Here is an 11,745-nt window from a genome sequence, read left to right as displayed (position 1 = left end):
TTACGTCGTCAAGCCGCTCTTTGGATCAAAACTCTCATTGATTAGTTCATCCTCAATTCAAGGCGATAAAGAAAAATAAGAGCAAAATAACCACAAGATTTAGAGTCAATTTCTTACATTTCGTTCGCCAACGGATCACAGCCATTGTCTATAGTTATCTTCCCAATATGATGAATAAGGAGATTTCACATGCCTGAATCGTCCGTTCCGAACGTGCAGACTCATACTCCCATCACTGTCTATCAGGGAGATGAAAACTCAGACAAAATGAATGAATGGCAACTTCATGAAATTGAAATACTGAGGCAGGAACGACAGCAATTAGAAAGGCGATTAAGGCAACAACAAAGGGAAGGATAAGCAGGAGACGCTTCCAAGAATCAATTGGGGTCAGAGTAAGAACAATCCAGACAAAACAAAGTCAGCCCCTGACTCAACTATCAAATTCACTTACTCTGACCCCATTGATTCATATAGCCAAGCGCAATAGCTTTCAGACGTTATTGTTGATGCCAAAACGGCATCCCCACCGTCGGCGTACTTGGGCTGGCGGTCTGGCGCTTCAACATCAATCCGGCTTTATAGGCCAAACGCCCGGATTCCACTGCGGCTTTGAAGGCTTGCGCCATCATCACCGGCTCTGCCGCTTTGGCAACAGCGGTATTCAGCAACACCGCATCAAAACCCATCTCCAGCGCTTCGGCCGCTTGTGAAGGTGCGCCAATGCCGGCATCGATAATCAACGGTACCTGAGTGATGCGTTCACGAATCGCACTTAGATTGTACTTATTGAGTAACCCTTGGCCTGTACCAATGGGAGCGCCCCACGGCATCAGGACTTCACAACCGGCATCCAATAAACGCTGACAGACAATCAGGTCATCCGTGCAATAAGGTAAGACTTTAAAACCTCGTTTGATCAATTCAGAGGCCGCCTCAATCAAACCATACGGATCAGGTTGCAGGTTGTAATCATCTCCGATCACTTCTAATTTCAGCCAATCGGTTTTGAAGATTTCACGGGACATTTCAGCCAAGGTAATGGCTTCTTTGGCCGTCTTACAGCCGGCAGTATTAGGCAGTAATTTGAGCCCCATGTTTTGAATGTACTGCCAGATTTCATTAGCTTCACGCTGAGCAGCAGCTGCTCCGATTCCCGAACCGCCACTGCCAGAAGCAGGCGCGTTACTGGCCATTTGACGACGTAACGATAAGGTAATGATTTCAGAGCCCGAGGCCTGAACGGCTTCGTTCATAATCGCAGGAGACGGGTACAACGCCGAACCGATTAACATTCGGCTGGAGAAGCTTTCACCGTAGAGGGTTAATAGATCTTGTGAAGGATCAGTGTCTTGAGTAAGAGCGTCTTTAGTCATTATCAGCCTCCTGCAATCGGTGACAACACATCAATCTGATCGCCCGACTGAATCACTTGTTCGCTATACAATGAACGAGGTACGAATTCACTGTTCACAGCCACAGCAAAATCACCTTCAAACGCTAATTCCTGAAGAAGTGATTGCAAGGTGCCTGAAGATACCTGTTTGGTTTCACCGTTAACCAGAACTTCCATTCCGTTACCTTATTCTTTATTCATTCTCTAAAAACTAATTAACCTTTCAACCGGTCTTTTAATCGACCAATGCAGGATCAATCTCAGCCAATACTTGGTTGACCACCACCGGGCTCAATAAATAACCGTGGCGATACAAACCGTTGGCTTGGATCAAGCCAGATTCTGCATTCACCACAGGCAGATTATCCAGCATAGCAGGTCGGCAATTCACCGGCTGCTCGACGATGCGTGCTTCAGCAAATGCAGGGTGAATAGTATACAAAGCGCTGCTTAATTCCAGGCTGGATTGTACACTCATTGGTGACATATCGCTGCTTTCAATTTCGGTCGCGCCGATCACAAAGTGGTTATTCGGTTTGGGCGTCACGTACAGCTTGTATCGTGGGTGCATCAAGCGAATCGGTCGATTCAAGGTGATCTCATGGCACTCGACATTCAACACTTCGCCACGCACTCCTCGCAACTCCTGCAATTGAGGTTTGGCGCCGAGTCCCCGCGTATCCAACACCAAATCAAACCTATGTTGAGCGCCATCTTCGTCGATAATGACCTTTGGTTCACAACGCACCTTGGTATTTGGCACCAGCGTCACCTCTAAACGCTTAAGGTCGTCCAACAGTCCATGCAAAATTCGACGATTATTGAGATCCCCTTCCGGCTTGAGAAACAGCGCATGATCAAAATGCGATAACGCAGGCTCCAGAGTGCGAATCCCCACATGGTTTAACGGGTCAACCAGTTCATCCAGTCCAGGGCGACCATTGGCCTCTTCGTCGGCCAACTTATGCTTGAGATCGAGATAAAACTGCTCAAGTTCGGCCTGATCCTGTGGGTGCGCCACCACCAACGAACCGGCGTGTCGGAAATGCATGGTCTTGTGTTGCGTGGCTTCCAACTCTTTCAACCATCTAGGCCAGATTGCCAGCGATTCCAAGCCCTTGTCATAGACTTCTCGCGGACTGTGCACCAACTCACTCAACGGCGAAATCATACCCGCTGCCGTCCAACAGGCACCTGTCGGCTGCTCGAACGTAGCCGCATCAAAGACCGTAACCTGATAACCAGCCAATGCTAAACGCCAGGCACACAAGCGCCCCAATAATCCGCCACCAGCGATACCTATCTTCAATATGGATTCTGAACTCAAACGACTGCTACCTTGTGTAAATTACGTGCAATGACGGTGATCTTGGAAAGAACGGAGATTATAAGGGATTATAAGCAACACTTATAAGGGCGATGATGTATCCATTTGTTTGAATCGCGCACTTTGTTGCGAGAGGTCAAAGTCAGTACAATGGCCTTCCTGACACTATTCATCTAAGAAAGCGCATTCAAGAAATGCCATTTAAGAAAGCCATTATGATTCATCAACACAGTTCCAGCATTATCCAATCGCATACTCAGATTCAGCTCTCAAATGGAGAACCAGCAGAAGCCTTGGTCTTTCATAACGACCTGACGTTAGTCCTGTCTGAACACACGCTGGCGATGTTTAAAACGTTGGAACAAGTGCATGACCCACTGGGGAACGGATTGATTGCCAGTACTCAGCTCAGTGAAGACAACAAACTCGCGGTTGAAGCAGGGAAACTAGTACTGCAATACCAGTCCGGCTTTATTGGTTTGGTGGATGGTAAAGCCGTTCTGGTCACACCCAACGTCATTCAGCTTTTCCCTTCGGCTAACGATGCCTTACGCAATCAAAATGAGTTGGCGCGTGTGACGCTCGCCTAACGATTACTTCAGGCTAACGTCACACAGCTAACATCATACGGCTAACATCACACAGAGCAGAGATAAAAACCTTAGCCAGCCAATACCTTATCCAAGCCTGCTTCTAAATTCGCAACTGTGGTCTTAGGATCGTGCAGTTTTTCCAAACCAAACAAACCGATACGGAAAGTCATAAAGTCCTCGCGCTCACCACACTGCAACGGAACACCCGCCGCCGTTTGTAAACCGGCTTCCAGGAACTTCTTCCCGTTGTGCATCATCGCATCGCTGGTATAACTCACCACCACACCCGGTGCTTTAAAGCCTTCAGCCGCCACACTCTTGATGCCTTTGCGTTCCAGCATCGCACGTACCGCATCACCCAAGGCTTGTTGCTCTTCTTTAACACGTTCAAAACCGTATTCCTGCGTTTCCAGCATGGTATCGCGGAACGCCGCCAAGGCATCGGTCGGCATGGTTGCGTGATAGGCGTGACCGCCATTTTCGTAGGCACGCATGATTTCCAACCACTTCTTCAGGTCACAGGCAAAGCTGGTACTGGTGGTTTCTTCCAAGCGAGCAAGGGCTTTTTCGCTCAGCATCACCTGCGCTGCGCATGGCGATGAGCTCCAACCTTTTTGCGGAGCACTCAACAGCACGTCCACCCCGATGGCTTTCATGTCGATCCATAAAGTACCGGACGCAATGCAATCCAGCACAAACAAACCACCGACTTCATGCACTGCGTCAGCCACAGCTTTGATGTATTCATCCGGCAGAATCATACCCGACGCCGTTTCAACGTGTGGTGCAAACACCAAACTTGGTTTCTCAGCTTTGATGGTTGCCACCACCTCGTCCAAAGGTGCCGGAGCAAACGGCGCATCTTTGGCTTCTTCAATCTGAGAGGCTTGCATTACGATTTCACTGGATGGAATCTTGCCCATCTGGAAAATCTGACTCCAACGGAAACTGAACCAACCGTTACGAATCACTAAGCACTTCTGATCGGTGGCGAATTGGCGCGCTACCGATTCCATGCCAAAGGTTCCACCGCCAGGTACAACAACCACCGCTTCCGCGTTATAGACATCCTTCATGATTGAAGAAATATCGCGCATCACACCCTGAAACTTTTGAGACATGTGATTTAGAGCACGATCGGTAAAAACAACTGAATATTCGAGCAATCCATCCGGATCAACATCAGGTAATAAGCCAGACATGGTAACAACTTCCCTTAAGATAAAATCTTTATTATGTGTACAAAAAATAGTTAGCTTTACGTTAGTAAGCCTTAGATTCGAAAGCAAGAGGCTTTTTATTAAACCGCTGCATTTAGCAAGAGCGCTTAAGCTTTATAAACGTTTACCAGCAAGCCTTTAACACAAAGAAGGTAATACAAAGCAGGCTAAAGCACAGATGAGCGGCTAGAAATTAACTGCTGACAAGTATTAACCATTTGGTCAAATAATTAAATTCAATTAATCACAAAAAAGGCCTACTCCGATTAAGAGTAAGCCTTTTTAAAAGAGTTCGGTGTACACGAGCACTAACGACTCTAACATCGCAAAACGATCCGAGCCGTCTTTTGCCTTTGCCTAGAACCTCGCATCTAACACCTATGGAATTGATGACAAAATTGAGCTTTAAGACAATACGCCTCAGCTGGCGTCTGCTTTCGCCAATGTCACCTTGGATCTCTGAGTTAAAGACTGCTCTCGACAGAAACGTTCAGAGACTTTCATCAGTTGATCCAGGTCGACGCCCGTTTCTATGCCCAAGCCTTGTAGCATATAGACCACATCTTCCGTAGCGACATTACCGGACGCACCTTTGGCATACGGACAACCACCTAGACCTGCGATGGATGAATCCACCACACTCACGCCCATTTGCAGTGCCGCAAGAATATTCGCCAACGCTTGCCCGTAGGTGTCATGAAAATGCACCGCCAAATGTTTAGAGGAGACTTTTCGGGAAACCGCCTGAATCAATTGCTGCACTTTCAATGGCGTACCAACACCAATGGTATCGCCCAGCGAGACCTCATAGCAGCCCATCTCCATCAGTTCCGCACTGACCTCCGCAACCTTTTCGAAGGCGATATTCCCTTCGTAAGGGCAGCCTAAAACACAGGACACATAACCGCGCACCGGAATGTCGTGCTCATCCGCCAACTTCATTACGGGTAAGAAGCGGGCCAAACTTTCGGTAATAGAGCAGTTGATGTTCTTTTGACTGAAGGCTTCGGACGCAGCCCCGAACACCGCCACTTCCGAAGCACCGGCGTCGATAGCCGCTTGCAAACCTTGCAGATTCGGCGTTAACGCGGCATAACGAATACCTTCTTTACGATGAATGCGCTCAAAGACATCGGTCGTATCTGCCATCTGCGGTACCCATTCGGGAGAGACAAAGCTGCCCGCTTCAAGATGAGTAATTCCGGCACTGACTAAACCATCAATCAATCGTAATTTGGCGTCCGTAGTGATGATCTCTTTTTCGTTTTGCAGACCATCACGAACACCAACTTCCACAATCCGCACTTGCTCTGGTAAAGGTTGTGAAGCAAGAACCGTCATCAGCTGATACCTTCATTCTCTTCAGGAGTTTCTTGCTCCCGGGCTGTTGATTGATTTGTTGATCCAATTATTTGGGGCTGTTCAGCCATTTCTGTGAGCTCATCTAGCTCTAATAGCGCACGCCCTTCTTCCACCTGATCGCCGTCACGGTAAGCAATGTGAGAGACCACCCCATCATGCGGTGCTGTGAGGGTATGCTCCATCTTCATTGCTTCCATAATCACCAGTGCCTGACCTTTCTCGACTTGCTGACCTTCAGCCACCAACACAGACACCACGTTACCGTGCATAGGGGCGGTAATGCCATGATCGTCTGCACTGTGATCTTGCAAGCCTAAATCAGGTTTGGCTTGTTCCAGTAACAATTGGCTGCCATCAAAAAATAAGGCGATACGCGCTTGTACTTGATCATAGTAAATATGCACTGGAATCTTCTGTCCATCAATCCAAATTGCATGATCAAAGCCCTTTCTTTTTTCGATACGAACCTGATGGCCTTTGCCAATGCGAGCAACCCGATACCCTTGCTCATTAACGGTTACAGTCACCGGATAATTGGCATCATGAGATTTCAATACCAAAGATTCTGTAGCGGGCAAATTCATGCGCCAGTTGGTTAACGGATGACTCGACGCGGTTTCGGTGTGCCTTTGATCGACCAACCATGCGCTACCAATCGCTATCGCTGTATCCAACGCGGGATGCTCAGCCTCAACTAACGCTTGCTGATGCTCTTCAATGAAATGTGTGGTTAACTCGGCCTGCGCAAACGCCGGCACCGAAAGAATCCGCAACAAGTAATCGCGATTGGTGGTCGGCCCCACCAGATAGGTTTGTCGCAACATGCCTTTGAGGCGTTCCAGCGCTTGACTGCGATCTTCCCCCCAGGCAATGACCTTGGCAATCATAGGGTCGTAGTGCATCGACACTTCATCACCAGACACCACACCGGAGTCCACACGCGCCCAGACTCGATGTGAGGCTTGGGGAAACTGCAGATGCTCGATACGCCCCACCGACGGCAAGAATTCGTTGTCCGGGTCTTCTGCATACAGTCGGACTTCGATGGCATGCCCGCGAATCGACAATTGATCCTGAGTCTTAGGAAGGATTTCTCCATTGGCAACTTTCAACTGCCATGCCACCAGGTCAACGCCCGAGATCATTTCTGTCACCGGGTGTTCTACCTGTAAACGAGTGTTCATTTCCATAAAGAAGAACTCGCCGGACTTGTCCAGCAAGAACTCGACCGTACCAGCCCCCTCATAACCAATGGCGTGAGCGGCACGTAAGGCCGCTTCGCCCATACGCTGTCTTAATTCTTCAGAGACGCCCGGTGCCGGAGCTTCTTCCACCACTTTTTGATGTCGACGTTGAATCGAGCAATCCCGCTCAAACAGATACACACCGTGTCCAAACTGATCGCAGAACACCTGGATTTCCACATGACGCGGGTCGAGCACGTAACGTTCCAACAACACCTTATCGTCGCCAAACGCATTAATCGCTTCACGTTTGGCGGCGTCCAACGCGGCTATAAATTCACTGCCGGAATGCACCACACGCATGCCTTTTCCACCGCCGCCAGCACTGGCCTTGATCAGCAACGGAAATCCGATGTCCATCGCGTGTTGCTTAAGTACGTCCGGATCTTGGATGTCGCCATGATAGCCAGGCACCAACGGCACGTTCGCCTCTTCCATCAACGCCTTGGCTTTGGATTTCGAACCCATGGCCGCAATGGAGGTTCCACTGGGGCCAATAAACTTAATACCGGCCTGATCACAGGCGTCAGCAAAGTCGGCATTTTCTGACAAGAAACCATAACCGGGATGAATGGCTTGAGCGCCGGTTCGTTTGGCCGCATTAATCACCTTATCCATCACCAAATAACTTTCTTTGGCAGGCGCTGCTCCCAAATACACAGCCTCATCAGCCAACTGCACGTGCTGAGCGTTAGCATCGGCATCGGAATACACCGCCACCGTCTGAACGCCCAGTTTCTTAGCAGTACGTATAACTCGGCAAGCGATCTCCCCACGGTTCGCAATTAAGATCTTATGGAACATTAAGGATTCTCCTTCAAACCAGGCACATTGGTGTGCGCTTGCCAATCAGGCTTACGCTTATCCAAAAAGGCGTTCAATCCTTCCTGTCCTTCCGGTGAGATACGCACTTTGGCAATCCATTCCGATGTGCAACGCAGAATGTCTTCGGATAAAGGACGCGCCACTACATCACTGATCAGCCGTTTGGATTCAGACATCGCATGTGGTCCATTGGCTAATAACGCATCGATCCAGCGTTGAATCTGTGCATCCATTTCTTCATCGGTGTCGACCACTTCATGCAACAAGCGCATGGCGCTGGCGCGTTCAGCGGTGAAGGTTTCAGCGGTTTGGAAGAAACGTCGGGCATTGCGTTCACCCATGGCACGCACCACGTAAGGGCTGATGGTCGCAGGAATCAAGCCGATTTTGACTTCGGATAAAGCGAAGGTCGCCGACTTCACCGCCACCGCCATATCACAACAGCTGACCAGCCCCACGCCGCCACCAAAGGCCGCACCTTGGATACGACAAATGGTAGGTTTGGAACAATGATTTAGACGATACAAAAGATTCGCCAGCTGCAAGGCGTCGAAAATGTTCTCTTCATAGGAGGAATCTTTCATCGACTTCATCCAGTTTAAGTCGGCACCGGCACTGAAGTTTTTCCCTGAAGACGCCAGCACCAACACCCGGATCTCGGGGTCGCTTTCGGCTTTATCAAGCTGATCAAGCAACTCATTAATCACTTCGTCGTTAAAGGCATTGTGTATTTCAGGTCGATTAAGGGTTAACCAAAGCACGCCCGGTTGTTTTTGTTCTGCAAGTACCAAAGACATCGACTTCCCCTTACATTCTGAAAATGCCGAATCGAGTTTCCTCGATCGGTGCGTTTAACGACGCCGACAAACACATACCTAACACATTGCGGGTTTCTGCCGGATCAATCACCCCGTCATCCCACAAACGGGCACTGGAATAATAGGGATGACCTTGTTGCTCATAACCTTCAATAATAGGCTGTTTGAAGCTTTGTTCAGCTTCATCAGACCAACTTTCACCACGTTTTTCCATGCCTGCGCGTTTCACCTGTGCAAGTACCCCAGCCGCCTGTTCACCGCCCATCACCGAGATCCGGGCATTGGGCCACATGAACATAAAGCGAGGGTCGTAGGCGCGACCGCACATGCCATAGTTTCCGGCACCAAAGCTGCCGCCAATGACAATGGTAAACTTAGGCACTTTGGCACAGGCCACCGCCGTCACCATCTTCGCACCATGACGGGCAATGCCTTCCGACTCGTATTTCTTACCAACCATGAAACCGGTAATGTTTTGCAGGAACACCAGCGGGATTTTGCGTTGGGCACACAATTCCACAAAATGCGCGCCTTTCTGAGCGGATTCTGAGAACAGAATGCCGTTATTAGCAACGATGCCCACCGGCATGCCAAAGATACGCGCAAAACCACACACCAGGGTGGTGCCGAACAGAGCTTTGAACTCATCGAATTCGGAGTCATCGACTACGCGCGCGATCACTTCACGCACGTCATACGGGGTTTTCAGATCCGTAGGAACTACACCGTGCAATTCTTGTGGGTCGTATTTCGGCGGTTTAGTCTCAGTAACGTCCAGCTGCTGAGGCTTCACCCGATTTAAGCGACTCACCGATTGACGCACCAAAGCCAGCGCATGGTGATCATTGTTGGCGTAATGATCGGCAACACCGGAGGTTTTACAGTGGACATCGGCACCACCCAACTCTTCAGCGGTCACTTCTTCACCCGTGGCCGCTTTTACTAACGGCGGCCCAGCCAGAAAAATCGTGCCTTGCTCTTTGACGATGATCGACTCATCCGCCATCGCTGGCACATAGGCACCACCTGCAGTGCAGGAACCCATCACTGCGGCGATTTGCGGAATACCTTTGGCCGACATATTGGCCTGATTAAAGAAGATACGACCAAAGTGTTCCCGATCAGGAAACACTTCATCTTGTCTTGGAAGGTTGGCGCCACCGGAATCCACCAGATAGATACATGGCAAGTTGTTCTCATCGGCGATGGTCTGCGCTCTTAAGTGTTTCTTCACCGACAACGGATAGTAAGAGCCCCCTTTCACAGTCGCGTCATTAGCAACGATCATACACTCCTGCCCGGAGACAAGACCGATGCCTGCAACCACGCCTGCTGCAGGCACATCTTCGCCATACACTTCATGTGCCGCTAACTGACCAATTTCGAGAAACGGACTGCCCGGATCGAGCAACTCATTGATACGCTGACGAGGTAACAATTTACCTCGCGCTAGATGACGCTGCTGCGCCGCCTCACCACCGCCCTCAGCGATTTTGGTCGCCAAGGTATTGAGATGATCCACCAATGCCTGCATTTTCTGTTTATTTTCTGCAAACGTCGGGAATTTTGTATCTATCTTGCTGGTAATTTGCAACTTACACCTTCCAACAATTCATTATTAATTATCGTTCTAGTCGAATCACTCAGCATGAACACCCTATTCTTTTCTTCGCCGCTTCGACATCCTGTCGCTGCTTTGAAAAAATAGGGTATTCATACTTCACTTAAATTCTGAGTCACTGGACTTGAATTACGACTCCATGAACAGCTCACGACCAATCAACATACGACGCACTTCCGAGGTTCCGGCACCGATTTCATACAGCTTAGCATCGCGTAGCAAACGGCCTGTCGAATAATCATTAATGTAGCCATTACCGCCCAAAATCTGGATCGCATCCAACGCCATTTGCGTGGCCGTTTCTGCGGTATAAAGAATCACGCCTGCAGCGTCTTTACGGGTGGTTTCGCCACGATCACAAGCGGCCGCAACGGCATAAAGATAGGCTTTCGAGGCGTTCATGCGAGAATACATGTCGGCCACCTTGCCCTGAATTAACTGGAACTCACCGATCGGCTTACCGAACTGCTCACGCTCATGGATGTAAGGCACGACCACGTCCATACACGCCTGCATGATTCCGGTTGGGCCACCGGAAAGCACCACGCGTTCGTAATCCAAACCACTCATCAGAACTGCAACGCCCTTGTCGACTTCCCCAAGCACGTTCTCTTTCGGTACAACGCAATCATCAAAGAATAACGGCGCCGTGTTCGAACCACGCATTCCTAATTTGTCGAGTTTCTTACCGGTAGAAAAGCCTTCAAATTCACGCTCGATAATGAAGGCCGTCATACCGTGCGGCCCTTTCGAGACATCGGTCTTGGCATAGACCACCAGCACATCGGCATCCGGGCCATTGGTAATCCACATTTTGCTGCCGTTCAGCACATAGTGATCGCCTTTGTCTTCAGCGGATAACTTCATGCTCACCACATCGGAGCCAGCATTAGGCTCACTCATCGCCAACGCACCAATCCACTCACCAGACAGCAATTTCGGCAAATACTTAGCGCGCTGTTGGTCATTACCGTTGCGATAAATTTGATTCACGCACAAGTTAGAAAACGCCCCGTAGCTCAACGCAATAGACGCCGATGCTCGGCTGATTTCTTCCATCGCCACCGCATGCGCCAAATACCCCATGTTGGCACCACCGTATTCTTCGGAAACGGTCACCCCCAACAGCCCCATATCACCGAACTTTCGCCATAATTCGTTCGGGAACTCGTTTGTTTTATCCACTTGCTCGGCAATCGGTGCAATCTCACGCGCAGCGAACTCATTCACTTGCTCACGTAACAGGTCGATGGTTTCACCAAGACCAAAATTTAAACTGGTAAACTGACTTTTCATGGGTGCCCTCCGTTATTTAACGGTTCTTTTTATTGTTAGATCT

11 protein-coding genes are annotated in these 11,745 nt (G+C 49.5%); 2 read left to right on the top strand and 9 right to left on the bottom strand.

The window, feature by feature from the left end; all coding sequences use genetic code 11:
- Positions 1-189 precede the first annotated feature (189 nt).
- Positions 190-360 (top strand): hypothetical protein, encoded by a 171-nt coding sequence (locus tag ACFOEK_RS17490; protein ID WP_386722761.1) that lies wholly within the window; start codon positions 190-192, stop codon positions 358-360.
- 140 nt (positions 361-500) lie between these two features.
- Here the strand turns inward: ACFOEK_RS17490 and ACFOEK_RS17485 are convergent, their stop codons facing one another.
- From ACFOEK_RS17485 to ACFOEK_RS17475, 3 genes are read right to left on the bottom strand one after another with little or no spacing between them, the layout of a single operon-like run.
- Positions 501-1,376 (bottom strand): thiazole synthase, encoded by an 876-nt coding sequence (locus ACFOEK_RS17485; protein WP_386722760.1) that lies wholly within the window; start codon positions 1,374-1,376, stop codon positions 501-503.
- 2 nt (positions 1,377-1,378) lie between these two features.
- The gene (gene thiS, locus ACFOEK_RS17480; protein ID WP_386722759.1) at positions 1,379-1,573 is read right to left on the bottom strand and encodes a sulfur carrier protein ThiS; all 195 of its coding nucleotides are present in this window, start codon (positions 1,571-1,573) and stop codon (positions 1,379-1,381) included.
- A gap of 58 nt (positions 1,574-1,631) precedes the next feature.
- Positions 1,632-2,723, bottom strand: a complete 1,092-nt coding sequence (locus ACFOEK_RS17475) for an FAD-dependent oxidoreductase (protein ID WP_386722758.1) — start codon at positions 2,721-2,723, stop codon at positions 1,632-1,634.
- Between the two features lie 194 nt (positions 2,724-2,917).
- Here ACFOEK_RS17475 and ACFOEK_RS17470 point away from each other — a divergent pair, with 194 nt between their 5' ends.
- A complete protein-coding gene (locus tag ACFOEK_RS17470; RefSeq protein ID WP_386722757.1) occupies positions 2,918-3,313 on the top strand; it encodes a hypothetical protein in 396 nt (131 codons plus the stop codon).
- A 71-nt stretch (positions 3,314-3,384) separates the two neighbouring features.
- Here the strand turns inward: ACFOEK_RS17470 and ACFOEK_RS17465 are convergent, their stop codons facing one another.
- The 6 genes from ACFOEK_RS17465 to ACFOEK_RS17440 all read right to left on the bottom strand — a co-directional run bounded on the left by ACFOEK_RS17465 (position 3,385) and on the right by ACFOEK_RS17440 (position 11,702).
- Positions 3,385-4,518, bottom strand: coding sequence for an aminotransferase class V-fold PLP-dependent enzyme (locus ACFOEK_RS17465; RefSeq protein WP_386722756.1), 1,134 nt, complete (start codon positions 4,516-4,518; stop codon positions 3,385-3,387).
- A gap of 438 nt (positions 4,519-4,956) precedes the next feature.
- Positions 4,957-5,877: a hydroxymethylglutaryl-CoA lyase gene (locus ACFOEK_RS17460; protein WP_386722755.1), complete on the bottom strand. Its 921-nt coding sequence runs from the start codon at positions 5,875-5,877 to the stop codon at positions 4,957-4,959.
- Positions 5,877-7,946 (bottom strand): acetyl/propionyl/methylcrotonyl-CoA carboxylase subunit alpha, encoded by a 2,070-nt coding sequence (locus ACFOEK_RS17455; RefSeq protein WP_386722754.1) that lies wholly within the window; start codon positions 7,944-7,946, stop codon positions 5,877-5,879. The genes ACFOEK_RS17460 and ACFOEK_RS17455 overlap by 1 nt, the downstream gene beginning before the upstream one ends.
- Positions 7,946-8,764, bottom strand: coding sequence for an enoyl-CoA hydratase/isomerase family protein (locus ACFOEK_RS17450; RefSeq protein ID WP_386722753.1), 819 nt, complete (start codon positions 8,762-8,764; stop codon positions 7,946-7,948). The genes ACFOEK_RS17455 and ACFOEK_RS17450 overlap by 1 nt, the downstream gene beginning before the upstream one ends.
- A gap of 10 nt (positions 8,765-8,774) precedes the next feature.
- Positions 8,775-10,319, bottom strand: a complete 1,545-nt coding sequence (locus tag ACFOEK_RS17445; RefSeq protein ID WP_386723079.1) for a carboxyl transferase domain-containing protein — start codon at positions 10,317-10,319, stop codon at positions 8,775-8,777.
- Positions 10,320-10,535: 216 nt separating this feature from the next.
- Entirely contained in the window at positions 10,536-11,702 is a 1,167-nt protein-coding gene (locus ACFOEK_RS17440) for an isovaleryl-CoA dehydrogenase (RefSeq protein ID WP_386722752.1), read from the bottom strand.
- Positions 11,703-11,745: the final 43 nt, after the last annotated feature.

The sequence above is a fragment of the Litoribrevibacter euphylliae genome (assembly GCF_042646085.1).
GTDB classification, from domain to species: Bacteria; Pseudomonadota; Gammaproteobacteria; order Pseudomonadales; family Litoribrevibacteraceae; genus Litoribrevibacter; species Litoribrevibacter euphylliae.
The sequence above is the reverse complement of the archived record's forward strand: the minus strand, read 5'-3'. Positions and strand labels throughout refer to the sequence as shown.

Bases quoted from the DNA above. Each gene is read 5' to 3' on its own strand.
- thiS (WP_386722759.1), bottom strand. From the start codon at position 1,573: ATGGAAGTTCTGGTTAACGGTGAAACCAAACAGGTATCTTCAGGCACC.
- ACFOEK_RS17465 (WP_386722756.1), bottom strand. From the start codon at position 4,518: ATGTCTGGCTTATTACCTGATGTTGATCCGGATGGATTGCTCGAATAT.
- ACFOEK_RS17490 (WP_386722761.1), top strand. From the start codon at position 190: ATGCCTGAATCGTCCGTTCCGAACGTGCAGACTCATACTCCCATCACT.
- ACFOEK_RS17450 (WP_386722753.1), bottom strand. From the start codon at position 8,764: ATGTCTTTGGTACTTGCAGAACAAAAACAACCGGGCGTGCTTTGGTTA.
- ACFOEK_RS17470 (WP_386722757.1), top strand. From the start codon at position 2,918: ATGCCATTTAAGAAAGCCATTATGATTCATCAACACAGTTCCAGCATT.
- ACFOEK_RS17445 (WP_386723079.1), bottom strand. From the start codon at position 10,319: ATGCAGGCATTGGTGGATCATCTCAATACCTTGGCGACCAAAATCGCT.
- ACFOEK_RS17460 (WP_386722755.1), bottom strand. From the start codon at position 5,877: ATGACGGTTCTTGCTTCACAACCTTTACCAGAGCAAGTGCGGATTGTG.
- ACFOEK_RS17455 (WP_386722754.1), bottom strand. From the start codon at position 7,946: ATGTTCCATAAGATCTTAATTGCGAACCGTGGGGAGATCGCTTGCCGA.
- ACFOEK_RS17440 (WP_386722752.1), bottom strand. From the start codon at position 11,702: ATGAAAAGTCAGTTTACCAGTTTAAATTTTGGTCTTGGTGAAACCATC.
- ACFOEK_RS17485 (WP_386722760.1), bottom strand. From the start codon at position 1,376: ATGACTAAAGACGCTCTTACTCAAGACACTGATCCTTCACAAGATCTA.